Raw genomic sequence first — 21,952 nt, 5'->3', positions numbered from 1 at the left:
GTCCCCAGTTAATTATTTCACAAGCAAGCTTTTTCCTGTCATTTCTTTTGGCTGTTCCATTCCCATTAGTTCAATAAGGGTCGGAGCGATGTCTGCCAGACATCCACCTTCTCTTAACTTATAAGCCGGATCAGCATTCACAAGAATAAATGGCACCGGATTGGTCGTATGGGCGGTAAATGGCTCACCTGTCTCATCATCAATTAATTGTTCTGCATTTCCGTGATCTGCACAGATGAACATCTGACCATCTACTTCCTTGACTGCGTTAACTGCTTTACCTACACATTCATCGACTGCTTCGATTGCCTGAATTGCAGCTGCTTCTACACCAGTATGTCCAACCATATCTGGGTTTGCGAAGTTGATGATAATTACATCATATTTATCAGATTTGATTGCATCTACCAATTTATCACACACTTCATATGCGCTCATTTCTGGTTTTAAATCATAAGTTGCTACCTTTGGAGATTTTACCAGAATTCTGTCTTCTCCTTCATTTGGCTCTTCCACTCCGCCATTAAAGAAGAATGTAACATGTGCATATTTCTCTGTCTCAGCGATACGCGCCTGTTTTTTGCCATGTGCAGCCAAAAACTGTCCAAAGGTATTCGTGATTTCTTCTTTTACGAAAGCAACCTGTTTATTTTCAATCGTAACATCGTATTCTGTGAAGCAGACAAAAGTTGTCTTGATTCTGTCTCCTCTTTCAAATCCCTGGAAATCCTCATCGCAGAAAGTTCTGGTGATTTCTCTTGCACGGTCAGGACGGAAATTGAAAAAGATAATGGAATCATCATTCTTGACAGTCGCTGTTGGAGCTCCATCTTTCATCACTACTGTTGGAAGCACGAACTCATCTGTTGTATCTTTGTCATAAGATGCCTGAATTCCTTCCGGTCCACTGACAGCAGTTTCACCTGTTCCATCTACCAAAGCGCGATATGCCTTTTCCACACGATCCCAGCGGTTATCTCTATCCATTGCATAATAACGTCCCATAACAGTTGCAACTTCACCAACACCTATTTCTTCCATCTTGGCAACCAGCTGTTCCACATACTCTTTACCAGATGCAGGAGGTGTATCACGTCCATCCAGGAAACAGTGAACATATACTTTTTTGATTCCTTGTCTCTTTGCCAACTCTAACAGTCCATAAATATGCTCATTATGACTGTGTACACCACCATCTGATACTAATCCCATCAAATGCAGTGAAGAATCATTGATCTTTACATTTTCACATGCTGCAAGAAGTGCAGGATTCTCAAAGAAATCGCCATCCTGAATTGCCTTTGTAATCTTAGTAAGATCCTGATACACAATACGTCCGGCACCCATATTCAGATGTCCAACTTCAGAATTTCCCATCTGTCCATCAGGAAGCCCTACAGCCATTCCACTGGCATATCCCTTTACAAATGGATACTCTGCCATTAATTTATCCATAACCGGAGTCTTTCCTTCTGCCACAGCATTTCCGGTAGTATTCTCATTCAGTCCATATCCGTCTAAAATCATAAGTACTGTTGGTTTTTTGTTCATTTTCTTTCTCCTTTATTCTTCGATTATAAATGTTTCAATCATCGGACATTACTTTACACATTTTCTCTAACCACACATCCGCAAGTTCTATCCAGCATGCACAGTCATTTTGCAAACCACTTCCATCTTCCCGCTCCACGAGTTTTGTTGCAAGACTCAATCCATGCTCTCCTTCTGGAAAAATATGCAATTCTACGGGAACGTCAGCCCTTCGAAGTGCCATTGTCATCAAAAGGGAATTTTCAACCGGCACCGTCTGATCTTCAGCCGTATGCCATATAAATGTGGGCGGCATTGTATGCGTCACCTGATTTTCCAGAGACATCTGTTCCCGACACAATACAAACTTATCTCCCAGCAAGTTTTGAAAACTTTCGATATGTCCATATCGAACATCTGAAGTAATCACTGGATAACTAAGCATAATTCCTCTAGGCTTTAATTCTTCTGTTGTAAGCCCGGATTTGGAAGCCATAAAATCCTGATTCCAGAAAATCCCATAACTTGCTGCCAGATGCCCTCCTGCTGAAGAACCCTGAACAAATATTCGTTCTGTATCAATACACCACTCCTTCGCATGTTCCCGCAATATCTTCATCACCTGACCCACTTCCAGAATCTGAGTCGGAAATTGTGCAGGTGCAACAGAATAACGAAGCACACAGGCATGATATCCCTGATTCAGAAAATGCATGGCCAAAGGCTCTCCTTCCCTATAGCTGGTCATTTGGTACGCCCCGCCAGGACATATAATAATCATCGGTCGCTTTTTTATCTTTATCTTATCAACCGGAGTATCCAAAATATATGTTTCAAGCTTTGCATAATTCAAAGACCCTTCCGCTCGTATCGGTATCTCTTTATAAATCATAAACGTAATCCTCGCAACCCAAAAATCGTAGGGAGCATATGCTGCCCCCTACGACTGATAATATTCTTACTTGTAATTTACGATCTTTCCAAAGTCAGCTTTTAAAGAAGCTCCACCAACAAGACCACCATCAATATCAGCCTGAGCAAATAATTCTGCCGCATTTCCTGCATTTACAGATCCGCCGTACTGGATACGAATTGCTTCAGCAGTAGCTTCGTCATAAATCTCTGCAATACATGCACGAATTCCAGCACAAACTTCTTCCGCCTGTTCTGTTGTAGCTGTCTTACCTGTTCCGATAGCCCAGATTGGCTCATAAGCGATAACTGCTGTCTTAGCCTGATCTGCTGTTACATTCAGGAATCCAACCTTAACCTGCTGACGGATGAAATCCATAGTTACGCCCTGCTCTCTCTGTTCTAATGTCTCGCCACAGCACATAATTGGTGTGATACCGTGCTCAAATGCTTTTAACATCTTTTTATTGACTGTCTCATTTGTCTCTGCAAAATATTCTCTTCTTTCAGAATGTCCAAGAACAACATACTTGACACCTGCATCTGTAAGCATTGCTGGAGCAATCTCTCCTGTGTATGCACCTTTTTCTTCAAAATACATATTCTCAGCACCGACCTGAATATTAGAACCTTTACAAGCCTCTACTACAGGGATAATATCAATTGCCGGTACACAAAATACCACATCAACATCTTCACTTGCTACTAATGGTTTTAACTCTTCAACTAATGCAACTGCCTCACTTGGAGTTTTGTTCATTTTCCAGTTGCCTGCTACAATTTTTCTTCTTGCCATTTTCATTCTTCCTCCGAAATTATAAAAATATACATATTCACTAAGTCGCCTTCGGCCTACTTATCATTTGCTGCTGCTACACCTGGCAATTCTTTTCCTTCCAGGAATTCAAGAGATGCACCACCGCCGGTAGAAATGTGGGTCATCTTATCACCATAACCAAGCTGATTAACTGCAGCTGCAGAATCACCGCCACCAATAATAGTCACTGCATCTGTCTCAGCAAGTGCTTTTGCAACTGCTTCTGTACCGTGTGCAAAATTCGGCATCTCAAAGCAGCCCATTGGTCCATTCCATACAACCGTCTTGGCATCATGTACAGCTTCACTGAAGATCTGCGCTGTCTCAGGTCCGATATCAAGACCTTCCCATCCGTCTGGGATTTCGCCACGTTGTACTACTTTAGTATTTGCATCATTGGAGAAATCATCAGCGATAATGTTGTCTACAGGAAGCAGCAATTTTACGCCTTTTTCTTCTGCTTTTTTCAACATATTCAATGCATAGTCACAATAATCTTCCTCAAGAAGAGAATTGCCTACATTTCCGCCTAATGCTTTGCTAAACGTATAGGACATTCCGCCACCGATGATCAATGTATCTACCTTATCAAGAAGGTTCTCGATAACTGAAATTTTGCTGGATACCTTAGCGCCGCCAAGTATGGCAACAAATGGTCTCTCCGGATTATTAACAGCATTTCCAAGGAAATCAATCTCTTTCTGCATTAAGTAACCTACAACTGCTGTATCCACAAACTTTGTAACACCTACATTAGAGCAGTGTGCACGATGTGCTGTACCGAATGCATCATTAACAAATACATCACAAAGAGAAGCCAGATCTTTGCTAAAAGCATCACCATTCTTTGTCTCTTCTGCTCTATAACGTGTATTTTCAAGAAGAATTACATCTCCGTCTTTCATAGCTTCAACTGCAGCTTTTGCATTAGGGCCGACAACTTCTGGATCTGCTGCAAATTTCACTTCCTGTCCGAGTAATTCAGACAAGCGGACAGCAACTGGTGCAAGAGATAATTCCGGTTTTGGCTCTCCCTTTGGCTTTCCAAGGTGAGAACAAAGAATAATCTTTCCACCGTCTGCGATTAACTTCTTAATTGTAGGAAGTGCGGCAACAAGACGATTCTCATCTGTAATCTTTCCATCAATAAGCGGTACGTTAAAGTCACATCTTACAAGTACTTTCTGTCCCTTTACATTAATATCGTCTACTGATTTTTTATTAAGCATATGATTTGCCTCCTCAGTTATATTTTAAGGTAACACACCTTAATATTTTCAAAACAACTATTGTAAAAAAGGGTCCGGTCCAATATAAGACCGGACCCTGTGTGAGTCTTAATATTCTGAAATTATGCTAATTCAGAGAAGTATTTGATTGTTCTTACCATCTGGCTTGTGTAAGAATTTTCATTGTCATACCAAGATACAACCTGAACTTCTGTTGTTCCATTGTCTAATGGGCATACCATTGTCTGAGTAGCATCGAATAAAGAACCAAATCTCATTCCTACGATATCACTGGATACGATTTCATCAGTATTGTATCCGAAAGATTCGTTAGATGCTGCTTTCATAGCTGCGTTGATCTCATCAACTGTTACATTTCCTTCAACAACTGCTGTTAAGATTGTTGTAGAACCTGTTGGAGTTGGAACACGCTGAGCAGATCCGATTAATTTACCATTTAATTCTGGGATAACTAATCCGATAGCTTTTGCTGCACCTGTGCTGTTTGGTACAATATTAACTGCTGCAGCACGAGATCTTCTTAAGTCACCTTTTCTCTGTGGTCCGTCAAGTGTCATCTGATCACCTGTGTAAGCATGAATTGTGCACATGATACCAGATTTGATTGGTGCAAGATCATTCAATGCTTTTGCCATTGGTGCAAGGCAGTTTGTTGTACAAGAAGCTGCAGAAATAACTGTATCTTCAGCTGTCAATGTATCATGGTTTACATTATATACAATTGTTGGCAGGTCATTTCCAGCTGGTGCGGAAATAACAACTTTTCTTGCTCCTGCTTTTACATGTGCAGAAGCTTTTTCTTTTGATGTATAGAATCCTGTACATTCAAGAACAACGTCTACTCCGATTTCTCCCCAAGGAAGTTCTTCAGCGTTAGCTTTTGCGTAGATCTTGATTTCTTTTCCATCAACGATGATAGAATCATCTGTTGCTTCTACCTTATCAGCCAAAGCATATTTACCCTGTGAAGAGTCATATTTTAATAAATGTGCAAGCATCTTAGGAGATGTTAAGTCGTTGATTGCTACAACTTCATATCCCTCTGCTCCAAACATCTGTCTGAATGCAAGACGTCCAATACGTCCGAATCCATTAATCGCTACTTTTACTGCCATGATTAATTCCTCCTAAAGTTTGTTTATTAACTGGTTACGCAGTCTAATATTGTGAACTCTTCAACATCTCATCCCAATGACTTTGTTAAAGATTCCTCAACTAGAAATAATTGTACTAAATCTGATACAAAAATTCAAGTGGTTTTCCTTCGCTTTTCCTATTTTTATGGAAGTTGCTTAAAATGAGGCTTTCGTTCAGAAAATTCTGTATAATATTTAAAACCACAATCTTTTAAAATACCAGAAACCTTATCAAAATCATAAGCAATATGTTCCGGCTTGTGTCCATCTGCACCCACGGTAATAATCTCTCCACCCAGTTCTCTGTATCTTTTTAGGATATCAGAATGTGGATGCGCAAACGGCAGACCATATTTTAACCCTGACGTGTTCAATTCAATTCCTTTTCCGTGTTCAATCAGATATTTTAAGATCATATCTATTTCATCTGAAAATTTCTGGTACGAATATTCTTTTTCCCTATTCTCTCCATAACGAATCACATAATCAACATGTCCCAGTACATCAAAATCCTGACACTTCTGGATATCTTCATAAGTCTCTTCAAATGTAATTCTATACGCTTCTTCATCTGTATGATTTTGAAATAATTTTCTTGTTGCCGGATCGGATGTTTCCACCCAATGGACGGATCCAATCACAAAATCAAATGGATAACCGGATACAAATTGACGGTAGTATTCTCCCAAATGAGGGCGCAATCCGAGTTCCACGCCAATTCGCACCTCAATCTGTTCACGATATTTTTCACGAAGCGGACGCAATGTTCTAAAGTACTCTTCTGGTTCAAAGATATCTTCTGGCCCCCATTCCATATTATCTTTATCAAAATGATCTGTGATACATATTGTATTCAATCCTTTGTCAATGGCTCCCTGTATCATTTCTTCTGGTTTCGCATCGGAATCATGTGAAAAATTCGTATGCAAGTGACAATCTGATATCATTACTTTCATTCCTCTCCTATAATTGTTCCACCGCCCAGCACATATTCGCCATCATACAGTACTACAGCCTGACCAGGAGTAATCGCCCTTTGTGGTTCTTCAAACCGGCATAATATCTCATCTTCTCCCGTCTTTTCTACAGTACACCAAGCCCCACGGTGATTGTATCGTATTTTTGCCCAGACTCTTTTTTTCTCAGGGAGATCTTCTTCCGACATGAAATTTATGCGATTGGCTCTTACATAATACGACATAGACTCTTCACTGGTCCCTACTACAACTTCATTCGTTTCTGGACGTATCTCTAAAACAAACACAGGATGTCCCAGCGACAAACCAAGTCCCTTTCTCTGCCCAACCGTATAATGAACAATCCCCTTATGCTGTCCCACTACAGTACCGTCAGACAGAACAAAATTGCCCGGTAAAATCTTCACCCCGGCATTCTCTTCAATATAAGATGCATAATCTCCATCCGGCACAAAACATATATCCTGACTGTCTGGTTTATTCGCAACCTGAAGCTGTAGTTTCTGTGCCATCTCGCGAATCTCACTCTTCGAATAAGCGCCTACCGGCATTAATGTATGCGACAGTTGTTCCTGCGTCAGATTATAAAGAGCATATGTCTGATCTTTTGCATCGGTCGTAGAAGTCTTTAATGCATACCGGCCATTTGGCAATTGATCAATCCTTGCATAATGTCCCGTTGCAATATAATCAGCCCCGATATCCAGACTCCTTTTCAGAAGTGCCTCCCATTTTACATAACGGTTACAGGCAATACAAGGATTCGGTGTTCTTCCATGCAAATATTCATCTACAAAGTAATCGATGACATTCTTTTTAAATTCTTGTCTAAAATTCATGACATAATAAGGAATTTCTAGAGAAGCCGCTACTCTTCGTGCGTCTTCTACCGCACTGAGCCCACAGCAGCCTCCTTGTTCTTCCTGCACACTCTGCTCTTCTTCCTGCCAGATCTGCATCGTCACTCCTATTACATCATACCCCTGTTCTTTTAACAGCCAGGCAGCCACAGAGGAATCGACTCCTCCAGACATTCCAACTACAACTTTTTTCTTTTCCATCATGCATCCTCAGTCTAATACTCCTCTTCTTCTGCTTCTTCGCCTTCATGAATGTCTGATTTTGGCTTTTTTAACCCTTCAATCTCAATTCCATTTTTTTGTGCATAGTCCCACAATGCAGCATGAATCGCTTCTTCTGCCAATAATGAACAATGAACTTTCACCGGCGGGAGGCCATCCAGAGCTTCCATAACTGCTTTATTCGTCACTTTCATTGCTTCCTGGACAGATTTACCTTTCACCATCTCAGTAGCCATACTGCTGGTTGCTACTGCGGCACCACAGCCAAATGTTTTGAATTTTACATCGCGAATAATCTGATTTTCATCAACATCAAGATAGATTCTCATGATATCTCCACATTTTGCATTTCCAACTGTGCCAACTCCGCTGGCATTTTCTATTTCACCCACATTTCTCGGGTGTTCAAAATGATCCATTACTTTTTCTGTATACATGACATTTCTTCCTCCTATGCCTGTTCCTTTTTGATAAAATCTTCATACAATGGAGACATCTCTCTTAGATGACTCACAATTCCTTTTAATGTGTCTACCACATAGTCGATATCTTCTTTTGTGATTTCTTCACTCAAAGTCAATCTCAGAGAACCATGTGCAATTTCATGCGGCAATCCAATTGCTAATAATACATGAGACGGATCCAGAGAACCCGAAGTGCATGCTGACCCACTGGAACCGCAGATTCCCTTCATATCCAGCATAATCAAAAGAGATTCTCCCTCTACGAACTGAAAACTAAAGTTTGCGTTATTTGGAAGGCGATCCGTTCTGTGTCCATTTAATCTACAATATGGGATTTCCTTTAATACACGATCGATCAGATAATCCCGAAGTTCTACTTCTTTGTCTGTTCTTTCCTGCATCGTTGCCACAGCACGTTTTACCGCTGTTCCCAGACCTACGATTCCCGGAACATTTTCTGTTCCGGCACGGCGCTTTCTCTCCTGCGCTCCGCCATGTACAAACGAACGAATCTTTACGCCTGTACGTATATATAAGAATCCGATTCCTTTCGGGCCATTTAATTTGTGTCCACTGGAGCTCAACATATCGATATGACATTCATCTACATTAATCGGAACCTGTCCAAACGCCTGAACTGCATCTGTATGGAACAAAATTCCATGTTCATGCGCAATCTCACCGATTTCTTTGATTGGCTGGATAGTTCCAATCTCATTGTTGGCAAACATAACCGATATTAAAATGGTTGTAGGGCGGATTGCTGCTTTCAGATCATCCAACTTGACTTTTCCATTCTCATCTACATCCAGATAGGTAACCTCAAATCCTCTTTTTTCGAGATATTCCCCTGTATGAAGAATTGCGTGATGCTCTATCTTTGTTGTAATGATATGATTGCCCTTTCCAGAATAAGCCTCTGCTGTTGCTTTTAACGCCCAGTTGTCTGATTCCGATCCGCCAGCGGTAAAATAAATCTCATTACTTTTTGCACCTAACGCCTCGGCAATAATATCTCTCTGTTGATTAATGACTTCCTTATTTCCTGCCGCAAAGCTATATACACTGGAAGGATTACCAAACTTTTCAGTAAAATATGGAAGCATTGCCTCTACTACCTCCGGTGCTGTTTTCGTTGTTGCTGCATTATCCAAATAGATTAATTTATCCATGGTTTTTCCTCCATTCATACTTATTATTTATCTTGATTACATTTCGAGCTGTCACACGCTCCTGCCGGATTCAAATTCTTACTCTCTCGCACCAATTCATCCAGCATCATCTGATTCACCGTTTCGTTAATACTATCGTTGATTTTCTGCCATACGTATTTGGTAACACACCCATCGGACGCCATACACCCTTCTTCTGAATAAAACGCTGCACATTTGACAGGCTCAAGGCTGCCTTCAAGCGCCCGCAGAATATCTCCTACAGAAATCTCTGCCGCATCTTTCGCAAGTATATATCCACCAGTAGCACCCCGGATACTTTTTACCAGCCCGGCTTTTCGCAGCAATGCCACTAATTGCTCCAAATATCTCTCGGAAATATTCTGCCTTGCCGCGATACTGTTAATGGATACCGGCTCTACTTCACTATATCTGGCAAGATCTATCATTGCCCGCAGACCATACCTACCCTTGGTCGAAAGTTTCATTTTCTTCTCACCTTCTTCTAATCCCTAGTATTTTGCTAGGATTTTCATTTGTAGAATACCACCACGTACTTGTTCTGTCAAGGCATTCTTTAGAATATATTATAACAATATCTTTCCGGGGGTCTGATATGACACACAAACAAGCAATCATGAAAGGAACTTTCATCTTAACACTGACAGGATTTGCCACCCGATTCATGGGATTTTTTTACCGCATTTTTCTAAGTCATACTTTTGGCGAAGAAGGCGTCGGACTATACCAACTGGTTTTTCCTATTTATACACTCTGCTTTTCACTTACCTCTGCCGGTATAGAATTAGCTTTGTCCCGCTGCGTTGCAACACGCATTGCACAAGGCCAGCCAAAAGAAGCGAGAAAGCTGCTGTACACCAGCCTCTTTCTCACCGTCACAGCTTCTTGCATTACAACATTGTTACTACAACAAAATGCAGTTTCAATTTCACAGACATTTTTACAAGAACCTCGATGCACAGACTTGTTAATCATTCTTTCCTATGTATTTCCATTTTCATCTATCCATAGTTGTATCTGCGGATATTATTTTGGTCTAAAACAGACGAAAATTCCAGCTGTTTCACAACTTATTGAACAGACTGCAAGAATCGCAAGCGTCTATTTTATTTATCTGTACGGGGAAAGAAATGGCATTCATTTTGGTATATCACTTGCAGTTGCAGGTCTTATTGCTGGGGAGATTACTTCTTCCCTCTTTTGTCTTCGCTCGATTTACGGAAATAAAGAATTTTCAAAACTTTCTTTATTCTCTCTACAAAAATATTTTAAATATGGACGTGAACTAATCACATTATCATTACCACTGACCGGCAACCGCGTACTTCTAAATATCCTCCAAAGCATCGAAGCTGTATCTATCCCTGTCAAACTACAAACATACGGAATGTCACTGAAAGACTCTTTAAGCGCCTATGGAGTTTTGACCGGAATGGCACTGCCTTGTATCCTGTTTCCTTCGGCAATCACGAACTCCATTTCCACCATGCTTCTTCCTACTGTTGCGGAAATTCAGGCATTAAACAATCGTAAGGAACTAACGAATCTTATCAAAAAAGTATCCTATTCTTGTATTTTTCTTGGTAGTATCTGCTGCGTTGCTTTACTAGCTTTCGGAAAATGGATCGGTATTTTTTTATTCGATAGTTCTATGGCTGGAGATTTCATTATTACTCTCGCTTGGATATGCCCTTTTCTATATACAAATAACACTTTTATCAGCATTATTAATGGAATCGGAAAGACAACTTTGTCTTTTGCAATCAATTCCGTAAGCCTTAGTATCCGTATCTTCTGTGTATTTTTCTTAATTCCTGTTCTCGGTATACAAGGTTATCTGTGGGGACTCCTTGCCAGCCAGCTAAGTACTTTTTTCTTCTGTCTGCTCTATCTCAGCCACTTTTTACATAAGTCACAGACTTAGTCTGTCGTACTGCATTCGGATACGGTTGTGTTTATAGGGTCCGTAAAAACAATTGCATGAGCATTGGATTCACATAACTTTCCAGTAAAATTCCTACTGCGACAAAAAGTATCATACAGATTGTCTTGGATGCATTCCATTTGGAAGCCGGATAAGAGAAAAAATACCACAAAAGAATCATATATCCTGCAATATAAAAGAAAAAATGTGGTGTCAGCGCTACAAGACATAATACCATCCCTTTTAATCCCATTTTCAGAACAGCAGCTGCCATGATCAGACCACCTGCAAAACTTGTCCATAACAAAAATATTATTGTAAGGATCTTCCGTAATCTTCCATATCCAATAGCTGCCATCAAAATAAGAGGTGTACATCTTACTCTTATGATATACCAAAGATATTCTGTAACTTCAATTTCATCCGTATTATATTGATTCAGAAAAAAATCATTTAGTATGCCCATACTTGTAATATATTCTTTTGGTACCAGATTCGCACACATAATTCCAATAAAAAAACCCAGCATACAAAGCAAGACCAAATACCTTTTGCTCTCTCGCATCTTTACAAACGTCCCTCCCTTTGCCAAGATACTTCATTATATGCCAGGTAAAAAATTATATTCTTATATACTTTGATTCATAAGCAAGAATTGCTGCAATTGTCTTAGAATCTTCAATCTTTCCTGTAAAAATCATCTCTTTTAACTCATCTAGAGTATATGCCTTCACATCAACATATTCATCTTCATCCAAATGCTGATGCGATGGTATCAAATCTTTTGCAACATAGATTTCAATCTTCTCATCACAAAATGCTACCGTTGTCCGTAATGTGAGCAGCCATTCAAGATGTTCAGACTTATATCCCGTCTCTTCTTCCAATTCCCTTTTTGAACACTCTATCCCAGGCTCATTCGGAGCATCTAACTTCCCCGCCGGGATCTCTAAAGTATATCTTTCCAAAGCATTTCTATACTGTGTTACCATTAAGATTCTTCCGTCAGGAAGGACAGGGACAACTGCAGCCGCTCCATCATGATGAATAAAATCCCAATCTGCCGAATTACCATTTGCAAACTCCATATGATCTTTATATATCTCCAGGATTGCTCCCTGATATACTAATTCACGCCCCGTACGTCTAACTTCTTCGCTCATTCTTGCTGCCACCTTTCTTTTATCAATAAAAATCTGTTTTCTGAGATAGAAAAAGGATCAGCCGAAACTGATCCTCTTTACATTTATCTTCTACTTGGCATAGTCAGTAACACGTGACTCACGAATCACATTGACCTTAATCTGTCCAGGATATTCCAATTCATACTCAATCTGTTTAGCAATATCTCTAGCCATCAATACCATGTCTGCGTCAGATACTTGTTCTGGAACTACCATAACACGAATCTCTCTACCTGCTTGAATCGCAAAAGATTTATCAACACCCTTGAACTGGTTGGTGATATCTTCTAATTGTTTTAACCTGTTTGTATATGTTTCTAATGTTTCTCTTCTCGCACCTGGTCTTGCAGCAGATATCGTATCGGCTGCCTGTACCACGCATGCAATCAAAGTTTCCGGCTCTACATCCCCATGATGTGCTTCTACTGCATTAATAACAGTCGCAGACTCTTTGTATTTTCTACAAAGATCTACACCAATCTGAATATGTGATCCCTCCACATCATGATCTATAGATTTTCCGATATCGTGTAAAAGTCCGGCACGTTTAGCAATTCTGACATCTAAACCGATCTCACCTGCCAAAAGTCCGGCAAGCTGTGCCACTTCTACAGAATGTTTTAAAGCATTCTGTCCATAGCTTGTTCTGAATTTCATACGTCCCAAAAGTCTGATCAACTCTGGATGAATTCCATGAACACCTACTTCTAACGCAGCTGCTTCACCTTCTTCACGTATCATAGCATCCACTTCTTTTTGCGCTTTTTCTACCATCTCTTCAATTCTGGCCGGATGAATACGTCCGTCAACAATCAGTTTCTCAAGCGCAATTCTTGCGACTTCTCGTCTTATTGGATCAAAGCCTGACAACACAACCGCTTCCGGAGTATCATCAATAATCAATTCTACACCCGTCATCGTCTCTAAAGTTCGAATATTACGGCCTTCACGTCCAATAATTCTTCCTTTCATTTCGTCACTCGGAAGCTGTACAACCGAAATTGTAGTCTCCGCAACATGATCTGCTGCACATCTCTGAATAGCAGTAACAACATATTCCTTTGCCTTTTTATCTGCTTCTTCCTTAGCCTGCGCTTCAAGTTCCTTGACCATCTTTGCAGTATCATGCTTTACATCTTCTTCAACAGTTTTTAACAAATATTCTTTTGCTTGTTCGGAGGTAAGTCCTGAGATTCTTTCTAGTTCCTGTACTCTTTGCCTGCTCAGCTCTTCCACTTTCGCTTCGCGCTGTCTCAGCTGTTCTTCTTTTGCTGTAAATCCTGCTTCTCGCTTTTCAATCGCATCCGCTTTTTTGTCTAAAGCCTCTTCTTTGGAAAGGACACGCTTTTCATAACGTTGTAACTCTGCTCTGCGTTCCTTAGTCTCCTTCTCAAGTTCATTCTTGTTCCTAATAGACTCTTCTTTAATTTCCAAAAGAGACTCCTTCTTTTTTGCCTCTGCGGTTTTCACTGCATCATCAATAATTTCTCTTGCTTTGCTTTCCGCATTTCCAATCTTCGATTCTGCATTTTTCTTCAGATTAGAAACAGTCAGAAAATGACTGATGACTGCTGTTGCAATAATCAATGCAATTACTACAGCAATTAATATTCCCATCGGCACAGGAGCACCTCCTTATTTAATTTTCATTGTACAAATACAACACTTAAATTTTATACTGTTTTCACAAAGATGTCAAGCATTCCACTCAGAAACTTGTATCACTTGCCGTATGTCGTCATATCGAAAGCCTTTTCTGACCAAATATCCCATCATTTTCTGCATTTCTCTATAATCTGTTGACTTGGGATCAAACTTTTTCTTCCTGACAATTGCTTCAATCGCTGCTATAGAATCATCATCTGCATAACGCTCCTCCAAAGCTGTTTCAATCAAATCTTTGGGGAGTCCTTTTTGACAAAGTGCAGCATATATTTCTTTTTTGCTCTTCTTTTCTTTACGGTTTTCGATAAAATTCCTGGCGTATTCTGCATCATTAATATACCCAAACGATTTTACATATGCTATTGCTTCCTCTACAATATCCGACGGATAATCGTTCCGTAATAATTTTGTCCGAAGCTGTGACTCCGTTCTTCCCATATCATTTAAAAGATGCATCGCTCTTAGTTTTGCACGTTTGAGGACGATCTCCTTACGTAGGTTTTGATAAATCTCTTCTTCCAGTTCACTATCTTCTGCAATATGATAGCGAGACAGTTCGCCTTTGTATAACACAAAAGCGAACTGTCCATCTACATACACTTTATATCTTGTCTTTGTAACCGGCTCAATCTTTGTAACAGTCATCTCTATTCTTCCTCTTTGGCCTTCTTTGTTCCGGTCTTTTTACTCTCTGCTGATGTCTCCGGTGTCTCCGAAGTCTCTCCTCCGATATTATAGTGAGCACGAATCTTACCTTCTAACTCATCCATAATCTCCGGGTGTTCACTGAGATAGATCTTAGCATTTTCCCTGCCCTGTCCAATCTTATCCCCATTATACGCAAACCATGCTCCACTCTTACTTACAAGATTAATGCCGACTGCAAGGTCAAGGATATCCCCTTCTTTTGAAATTCCTTTGCCGAACATAATATCAAACTCTGCCTCTTTGAATGGCGGTGCTATCTTATTCTTTACCACCTTCACTCTCGTTCTGTTTCCGACCATCTCACCACTCTGCTTCAACGTCTCTATTCTTCTTACATCCATACGGATAGAAGCATAGAACTTCAATGCACGTCCTCCAGTAGTCGTCTCTGGATTTCCGAACATAACACCTACTTTTTCACGCAACTGGTTGATAAAAATAACAACGCAATTTGATTTACTGATTACCGGAGTCAGCTTACGCAACGCCTGTGACATTAACCTTGCCTGAAGTCCTACATGGCTGTCGCCCATATCTCCTTCAATCTCCTGACGCGGCACAAGAGCAGCAACCGAGTCAACAACGATTATATCCATGGCACCGGAACGTACCATCGTCTCCGTAATCTCAAGCGCCTGGTCTCCACTGTCCGGCTGAGAAATATATAATTCATCAATATCAACGCCTATATTCTTGGCATAAACAGGATCTAATGCATGTTCTGCATCTATGAATCCGGCAATACCGCCTCTCTTCTGTACTTCTGCAATCATATGTAATGCTACCGTAGTCTTACCACTTGACTCTGGCCCATAGATCTCAATAATACGTCCCTTCGGAACGCCACCAAGTCCAAGTGCAAGATCCAGGCTCAAAGATCCAGTTGGAATCGTCTCCACCGCAACCTGAGCTGCAGGGTCTCCGAGCTTCATAACCGTACCTTTTCCAAAATCTTTCTCTAATTTCGCAATCGCGGCATCTAATGCCCGTTTCTTATCATCACTTGCCATAATATAATCTCCTTCTTATAGGCGAACGGATGTTCGCTTTCTGATTAATATAGTATTATAAATATCCCCAAATGTCAATATGAATTTCATGAAAACACTGGAATTAAATCTTACAGACATGTATTGATCTCATAGAACAAAAGTGCCAGACTCCCTCAGAAAACAATTTAAAAATATCACACTTCTCACAATTCGTCAACAGACAGCTGCACACAGCATAAAAGCTGCCACCGCTGCCTGTCCATACATACATTTATATACTTACCACCACTACTTCGCATGGCTTTAAAATCACTTTATTTTCATCAATTCCCGCCATTTTATCCTGATTAGACAACAAGACCTTTCTAATCTTTTTGTCCAGTTCTACGACCATCTCTTTCTCACCAAAATTTGCAAGAACAACCGCTGTCTTTTCCCCTGCTTTTCTTGCATACGCGAAAATCTGCTCATCTTTCTCGTACATAGGAAGAAAATTTCCATATACAAACACTTCTTTCCACTCAGAATCTTTTCGAAGGCGGATTAGTCTTTTATAATAATTCAAGACAGAATTTGGATCTTTTTCCTGATCCTCAACGTTGATCTCCCGATAATTCTCATTGACTGCAAGCCATGGTTTTCCCATAGTAAATCCCGCATTTTTCTCTGCATTCCATTGCATTGGTGTTCTGGCATTATCACGGCTGAATCGGTAACATGCATCTAATGCCTCTTCTTTTGACAGTCCTGCATCCAAGGCGACCTGATACTGATGATATGTATCAATGTCATCATAATCGTGAATATCTTCTCTTCGGCAGTTTGTCATCCCTATTTCCTGTCCCTGGTAGATAAACGGAATTCCGCGAAGCAAAATGCTTACTGTTCCCAGCATTTTCACTCCCTGTGGATTTCTTGCATGTTCCGGAAGATATCTGCTGGCTCCACGAGGTTCATCATGATTTTCAATAATATTTGCAAGAAAAACTCTGTCTTGACATTCCACCTGTGAAGAGAAAATTGCTGCTTTCCATTTTAGAAAATCAACTTCCCTGGTATCATACCATCCATTTTCACTGCTTGTCAGGATATGTGGCTGGAAATCGAACATCGTCGAGAAATATCCATCTTCCCCAACAAATTCTTCCAATTCTTCCTCTTTCATATTGAACACTTCTCCGACAGTGAAAGCATCATATTTTGCAAACGTCTCTCTCTTTAGTTCCCCAAGAAATTTGCCAATTCCATCAACCTCTTCTACCATCTTTGTCGCACGACACATACCGTCAGGTCCATCCGGTTCAAAATCTGGAAATGCAAGATCCTTTTTTATATTTATGATTGCATCAATTCGAAAGCCGCCGATTCCTTTATCCAACCACCAATTGACCATATCGAAAAGTTCTTTTCTCACCTTAGGATTCTCCCAGTTCAAATCTGGCTGTTCTTTGGCAAACATATGCAGATAATATTTGTCTGTTCCTGGAACCTTCTCCCAAGTACTTCCCCCAAAATATGAACGATAATTGCTCGGTGGATTTCCGTCTTTCCCTTTTACAAAATAAAAATATTCTGCATACTCTCCGGCCGGATCATCCAATGCTTTCTGAAACCATTCATGCTTGCTGGAACAATGATTAATAACCAGATCCATAACTATCTGAATTTCTCTTTTTTTTGCCTCTTCCAGAAGAAGATCAAATTCTTCCATCGTTCCAAATTCTTCTGCAATCTTGTAATAATCGGAAATATCATACCCCTGATCAATAAATGGAGACTGATAGATAGGAGAAATCCATATCATATCTATTCCAAGTTCTTTCAGATAATCCAATTTTCCAATAATTCCTCTTAAATCTCCTATACCATCTCCATTGCTGTCCATGAAACTTTTTGGATAAATCTGATATGCTACTTTATCATGCCACCATTTCTTCTGTATCATCACAACCTCCATCTGTACTACATCTCTTTGCAGACATCAATCCACTCTTTATAGTTACTGTATATTTCTAATTCTGGAATCGTCAATTCAATCATACTGTTACTGCTTCCTGCCGCAGGAAATACCGTTTCAAATCTTTGAAGCGCTACATCCAGATAGACTTCTACTCCTTCTTTTACAGCAAACGGACATACCCCGCCTATAGCATGTCCCACAAGAGGTTCTACCTCATCTGACTTTAGCATCTGTGCTTTACATCCAAATTGTCCTCGGTATTTTTTATTATCAATCTTACAATCTCCCGCAGTCACAATCAGAATAATCTTCTCTTTTGTCCGAAAAGACAAAGTTTTGGCAATCCTTTTGGGTTCACATCCCAGTGCCTCAGCCGCTTCTTCTACTGTTGCACTGGAATGATTTTCTTCTCTTACTCTCTCTTCCATTCCGAATTGTCGAAAATACTCTTTTACATTCTCTATTGACATCGTTCTTTCCTCTTTTGCATTTTATTTTTACATCTGTCGTCCATTATAACGCAAAGTATTTTTTCTGTACAGCCAAACTATTCTTTTACATGCTGGCGCACTTTAATATCCAACACATACACCATTTAAACGTTCTTTTCTCAATACTTTCATCTGCTATTACATCATAAGAGGCAATTTCCTCCCCTTCCAGAATATATCTGACAATCCCAAGTGTTTCCCCTTTTACCACAGGCGCTTCCACGGAAGATTCCACTTCTGTTTGAACTTTCACTTGTTCATCATCTCGTAATAAAACCGGAATATCTTCTTTTCCATCTACATGCGCTTCAATCTGTATATTTGATTCAAATGGACTCTGCTTTCTTACTCCATTCGTAACAAAAACATCCGGGATCGACACTTCCTGCCATACATTTCGATACTCATATTCATTCAGCCCATACTCCATAAGCGCTCTGGTATCCTCCCATTTATAACTTTTATGATTTGGCCATCCACATGCTAAAAGTGCTACAATAAAAGTTTTTCCATTTTGCCTGAGTCCTCCCACGTAGCAATATCCTGCATCCGCTGTAAATCCCGTCTTTCCGGTCAGTGCACCTTCCATCATATCTAGAAATGCATTGTGATTCGTACAGGTAAAATTACGTTTTCCATCTACATCAGTAAATTGATAACTCCTTGTCTGTGTAATCTCCAAAAACTCCTCTTTCATCGGTGACTGCATCATACAATATCTCATAATCATAGCCAGATCTCTGGCTGTTGTAGAATGTGTACCTTCCTCATCAGAATCATCCAGTCCATTTGGCGTCACAAAATATGTATGGTTACACCCTAATTCTTTTGCCTTTCGATTCATTCGATCAGCGAAAGACTCCACAGAGCCTGCTATTCCCTCCGCAATCGCTACAGCACTATCGTTATGTGATTCCAACATCAGTGAATATAAGAGATCTTTCAGATAGTATCTTTCCTGACTCTGCACTCCCAAATGAACTTTAGGCTGTTCGGCTGCATAATCTGATATCGTTACCATCTGATTTTTCTCCATCTCTTCCAGTGCCAATATACAAGTCATAATCTTCGTAGTACTTGCCATTGGACGAATCTGATTTTCTTCTTTTCCATACAAAACACGCCCACTGTCAGCATCCATAAGTACTGCTGACTGGGCGTGTAACTGTTTCGGCTCGTCCTTATCTTCTTCTGCTTTTGCTATAAGATTTCCAAACTGTAAAAACAAAAAAAATATCAAAAAACTACACACTAATGATTTCTTTTCCATCCATTACACCATACATTTCCATGTTATTGAAATATATGTGAACAGAAATAAGTCTATGCGCGCGATTATTAAATATCCAGTTTTAACTGAACCTCTTCTTCTGCCTCTTCCTTAAAATTCTCCATCTGTTCTGGATTCAGACTCGGCAAGTCCTCTACCGACTGAACACTGAACCTTCGCAAAAATTCTTCTGTTGTTCCAAATAAAATAGGTCTTCCAGGTGCATCCAATCTTCCACACTCACATACCAGATTATATTCCACCAGTTTATTCACCGCATGGTCTGACTTAACACCCCTGATTTTCTCAATCTCCAACTTTGTCACTGGCTGTTTATAAGCAATGATCGACAACGTTTCCAGCAAAACATCTGTCAAGACATACTTCTTTGGCTGTTTTGCGACACGGATCAGATATTCGTACATCTCTTTTTTTGTACACATCTGAAATGCATCTTCCAATTCGATAATACGTATTCCTCGGTCTTCGGATTCATATTTATCCATCATTCTATGTATGATCTTACGGGTTGTATCCTCATCATGCTCAATCGCAGACGCAATCTTACTCAATTCAACAGAATCCCCCATAACAAAAAGAACAGCCTCTATAATTCCCTCTAATTTATTAATCTCCACTTCTTCCATACTACCTTTCCACTCTTAACTTTCCACTCTGGAAGTAATCATAATCTCGTCAAAAGCTTGTTCCTGCTCAATGGAGATTACTCCTTCTTTCATTAACTGCAGAATTGCCAAAAATGTAACTACAATCTGTGTCTTAGAATTCTGCTTTTCTAGGAGTTGGCGAAATCCAAATTTTCGATGCAGCTTCGCATATTCCGTAACATATTCTAGTTTATCCGGAAGGGTTACCTCTTCCTTTTCAATCTTTCCAAACTTACTGCGGACTGGATCTATTTTATCTATCTGCCTTTTCATTACATCCTGAAAAATATAGTTCAATTGAGCCAATGTAACATCTTTCAATAACAGATCTAAATCTACAGGTTCAACATATTCCATCACTTCTTCAGGAACCGTCGGTTCTTTAAACATCAGCTGTTCACCTTCAACCTGACGGTCCCGCAATTCGTAAGACATATATTTATACATTTTGTATTCTAGCAACTGTTCTACCAGTTCCTGCCGCGGATCCTCTTCTTCGCCTTCTTCGTTCACTTCTTTCGGCAGAAGCATTCGGCATTTTATGTCAAGCAAGGTCGCTGCCATTACAAGGAATTCGCTCATTACATTTAGATCTTCCTTTTCCATGGCCTTAATATAATCCATATACTGATTGGTGATCTCTACGATTGGAATATCGTAGATATCGATTTTATTCTTATCTATCAAATGTAAGAGCAAGTCCAACGGTCCCTCAAAGACTTGCAGCTTTACTGGAATTCCCATAAATCTCCCTCACACTTCGATTTCATTTGTCACAATTGTAATATTATACAGGATTTTCTTCGTTTGTACAAGTATTCCGCTTACAGTTCTGTGTGAGGCTTGCCAAAATTCAAAACAATCATTTCCGCTGGATTCATAATACGAATTGGAATGGAATGAACTCCCAACCCTTTACTGACAACCGTCGTCACATCGTCTTCTTGATAGATTCCTCCAGAATATTTTGGAAATATATGGAAATTAGGTGCAATCACACCACCAATCCCTGGAATACGTACAATTCCTCCATGCAAATGCCCAGACAAAATCAAATCTGCCCCCCATTCTTTATACGTATTTACATAAGATGGGTTATGCGCCAAAAGAATCTGATATCCCTGACCAGCTCTCCCTATTCTATCTTCCAGCGCCTGTTTCGAGAGTGGCCTCGTTCCAAAATGTCGATATCCATACAACGGTATTTCCAATCCTGTAATGTGAATTTCTATCCCACACCAGCAGAATCGCACAGATTCATTTTCTAAAAACCGAATTCCCGCCTGTAAAAGCTGACTTTGATACTCTTCATAAGACTGTTCATATTCTTCAGGAAGTTCCTTCAACTTCTGTTCATGATTTCCATTGACATAATATACTTCACACAAATCTGGAAGCCGGGATAAGAATTCAACTGTATGCACATAAGAATTCCCATTTTTTCTCACCAGCATATCTCCACCAATCAGTATCAGATCCGGACGAGCGTTCTGAATTGCTGAAAAAAGCTTCTCATTATCCTTTCCATAACTGTAATTGTGAAGATCACTAAGAAATACAATTCTTTTTTCTTCAGAAAGTCCTTCAAGTTTAGGGTTCTCAATCGTGTATTCCGTAACTCGAAATGTATAAAGTTCACGGATATTTTCAACCAAGGCCAACAAAATAATCAGCCCAATAATCATCACTAATATCTTCAAATATTTCTCTCCTTTTTTATCTTGGATAA

At 39.9% G+C, this 21,952-nt stretch carries 22 protein-coding genes; 1 reads left to right on the top strand and 21 read right to left on the bottom strand.

The annotated features are described in order from the left end of the window. Positions 1 to 12 precede the first annotated feature (12 nt). The 10 genes from gpmI to ACQRBH_RS06940 form a co-directional block, all read right to left on the bottom strand. Positions 13 to 1,551, bottom strand: coding sequence for a 2,3-bisphosphoglycerate-independent phosphoglycerate mutase (gpmI, locus tag ACQRBH_RS06985; protein WP_427761254.1), 1,539 nt, complete (start codon positions 1,549 to 1,551; stop codon positions 13 to 15). A 34-nt stretch (positions 1,552 to 1,585) separates the two neighbouring features. Beyond that, positions 1,586 to 2,422: an alpha/beta hydrolase gene (locus tag ACQRBH_RS06980; RefSeq protein WP_427761253.1), complete on the bottom strand. Its 837-nt coding sequence runs from the start codon at positions 2,420 to 2,422 to the stop codon at positions 1,586 to 1,588. 66 nt (positions 2,423 to 2,488) lie between these two features. After that, complete coding sequence (gene tpiA, locus ACQRBH_RS06975; protein ID WP_235233130.1) at positions 2,489 to 3,238, bottom strand: triose-phosphate isomerase; 750 nt, start codon at positions 3,236 to 3,238, stop codon at positions 2,489 to 2,491. Positions 3,239 to 3,294: 56 nt separating this feature from the next. After that, positions 3,295 to 4,488, bottom strand: coding sequence for a phosphoglycerate kinase (locus ACQRBH_RS06970; protein ID WP_427742100.1), 1,194 nt, complete (start codon positions 4,486 to 4,488; stop codon positions 3,295 to 3,297). A 122-nt stretch (positions 4,489 to 4,610) separates the two neighbouring features. Then, entirely contained in the window at positions 4,611 to 5,624 is a 1,014-nt protein-coding gene (gap, locus tag ACQRBH_RS06965; RefSeq protein WP_235233132.1) for a type I glyceraldehyde-3-phosphate dehydrogenase, read from the bottom strand. Positions 5,625 to 5,788: 164 nt separating this feature from the next. Then, a complete protein-coding gene (locus ACQRBH_RS06960) occupies positions 5,789 to 6,592 on the bottom strand; it encodes a histidinol-phosphatase HisJ family protein (protein WP_427761278.1) in 804 nt (267 codons plus the stop codon). A gap of 5 nt (positions 6,593 to 6,597) precedes the next feature. Next, positions 6,598 to 7,683 carry a tRNA 2-thiouridine(34) synthase MnmA gene (gene mnmA / locus ACQRBH_RS06955; protein ID WP_235233133.1) on the bottom strand — a complete coding sequence of 362 codons (1,086 nt, stop codon included), beginning with the start codon at positions 7,681 to 7,683 and terminating at the stop codon, positions 6,598 to 6,600. 14 nt (positions 7,684 to 7,697) lie between these two features. Next, positions 7,698 to 8,141 (bottom strand): Fe-S cluster assembly scaffold protein NifU, encoded by a 444-nt coding sequence (gene nifU / locus ACQRBH_RS06950; protein WP_235233134.1) that lies wholly within the window; start codon positions 8,139 to 8,141, stop codon positions 7,698 to 7,700. Between the two features lie 14 nt (positions 8,142 to 8,155). Next, a complete protein-coding gene (gene nifS / locus ACQRBH_RS06945) occupies positions 8,156 to 9,340 on the bottom strand; it encodes a cysteine desulfurase NifS (protein WP_235233135.1) in 1,185 nt (394 codons plus the stop codon). 23 nt (positions 9,341 to 9,363) lie between these two features. Further along, positions 9,364 to 9,828, bottom strand: a complete 465-nt coding sequence (locus ACQRBH_RS06940; protein ID WP_347376311.1) for an Rrf2 family transcriptional regulator — start codon at positions 9,826 to 9,828, stop codon at positions 9,364 to 9,366. Positions 9,829 to 9,956: 128 nt separating this feature from the next. Here ACQRBH_RS06940 and ACQRBH_RS06935 point away from each other — a divergent pair, with 128 nt between their 5' ends. Beyond that, positions 9,957 to 11,285, top strand: a complete 1,329-nt coding sequence (locus tag ACQRBH_RS06935) for an oligosaccharide flippase family protein (RefSeq protein ID WP_427742102.1) — start codon at positions 9,957 to 9,959, stop codon at positions 11,283 to 11,285. A gap of 31 nt (positions 11,286 to 11,316) precedes the next feature. Here the strand turns inward: ACQRBH_RS06935 and ACQRBH_RS06930 are convergent, their stop codons facing one another. The 11 genes from ACQRBH_RS06930 to ACQRBH_RS06880 all read right to left on the bottom strand — a co-directional run bounded on the left by ACQRBH_RS06930 (position 11,317) and on the right by ACQRBH_RS06880 (position 21,950). Next, on the bottom strand, positions 11,317 to 11,850 hold the full coding sequence (locus ACQRBH_RS06930) for a stage II sporulation protein M (protein ID WP_427742103.1): 534 nt from the start codon (positions 11,848 to 11,850) through the stop codon (positions 11,317 to 11,319). Positions 11,851 to 11,905: 55 nt separating this feature from the next. Beyond that, positions 11,906 to 12,448, bottom strand: coding sequence for an NUDIX hydrolase (locus ACQRBH_RS06925; protein WP_427742105.1), 543 nt, complete (start codon positions 12,446 to 12,448; stop codon positions 11,906 to 11,908). A gap of 90 nt (positions 12,449 to 12,538) precedes the next feature. After that, entirely contained in the window at positions 12,539 to 14,092 is a 1,554-nt protein-coding gene (gene rny, locus ACQRBH_RS06920) for a ribonuclease Y (protein WP_347376312.1), read from the bottom strand. A gap of 72 nt (positions 14,093 to 14,164) precedes the next feature. Next, positions 14,165 to 14,779: a regulatory protein RecX gene (locus ACQRBH_RS06915; protein WP_427761252.1), complete on the bottom strand. Its 615-nt coding sequence runs from the start codon at positions 14,777 to 14,779 to the stop codon at positions 14,165 to 14,167. A 2-nt stretch (positions 14,780 to 14,781) separates the two neighbouring features. Continuing rightward, the gene (gene recA / locus ACQRBH_RS06910; protein ID WP_427742107.1) at positions 14,782 to 15,852 is read right to left on the bottom strand and encodes a recombinase RecA; all 1,071 of its coding nucleotides are present in this window, start codon (positions 15,850 to 15,852) and stop codon (positions 14,782 to 14,784) included. Between the two features lie 253 nt (positions 15,853 to 16,105). After that, on the bottom strand, positions 16,106 to 17,776 hold the full coding sequence (locus ACQRBH_RS06905; RefSeq protein ID WP_347376316.1) for an alpha-glucosidase: 1,671 nt from the start codon (positions 17,774 to 17,776) through the stop codon (positions 16,106 to 16,108). A 20-nt stretch (positions 17,777 to 17,796) separates the two neighbouring features. Continuing rightward, positions 17,797 to 18,264: a YbaK/EbsC family protein gene (locus tag ACQRBH_RS06900; RefSeq protein WP_235233143.1), complete on the bottom strand. Its 468-nt coding sequence runs from the start codon at positions 18,262 to 18,264 to the stop codon at positions 17,797 to 17,799. 85 nt (positions 18,265 to 18,349) lie between these two features. Then, on the bottom strand, positions 18,350 to 19,555 hold the full coding sequence (locus ACQRBH_RS06895) for a D-alanyl-D-alanine carboxypeptidase family protein (RefSeq protein WP_235233144.1): 1,206 nt from the start codon (positions 19,553 to 19,555) through the stop codon (positions 18,350 to 18,352). Positions 19,556 to 19,623: 68 nt separating this feature from the next. After that, on the bottom strand, positions 19,624 to 20,202 hold the full coding sequence (gene scpB, locus ACQRBH_RS06890; RefSeq protein ID WP_235233145.1) for an SMC-Scp complex subunit ScpB: 579 nt from the start codon (positions 20,200 to 20,202) through the stop codon (positions 19,624 to 19,626). A gap of 15 nt (positions 20,203 to 20,217) precedes the next feature. After that, entirely contained in the window at positions 20,218 to 20,967 is a 750-nt protein-coding gene (locus ACQRBH_RS06885) for a segregation and condensation protein A (RefSeq protein WP_235233146.1), read from the bottom strand. 80 nt (positions 20,968 to 21,047) lie between these two features. Continuing rightward, the gene (locus ACQRBH_RS06880; protein WP_427761251.1) at positions 21,048 to 21,950 is read right to left on the bottom strand and encodes a metallophosphoesterase; all 903 of its coding nucleotides are present in this window, start codon (positions 21,948 to 21,950) and stop codon (positions 21,048 to 21,050) included. Positions 21,951 to 21,952: the final 2 nt, after the last annotated feature.

It is taken from the genome of Bariatricus sp. SGI.161 (assembly GCF_050313695.1).
GTDB lineage: Bacteria > Bacillota > Clostridia > Lachnospirales > Lachnospiraceae > JAFBIX01.
This window is presented reverse-complemented; position numbering and strand designations above follow the sequence as displayed.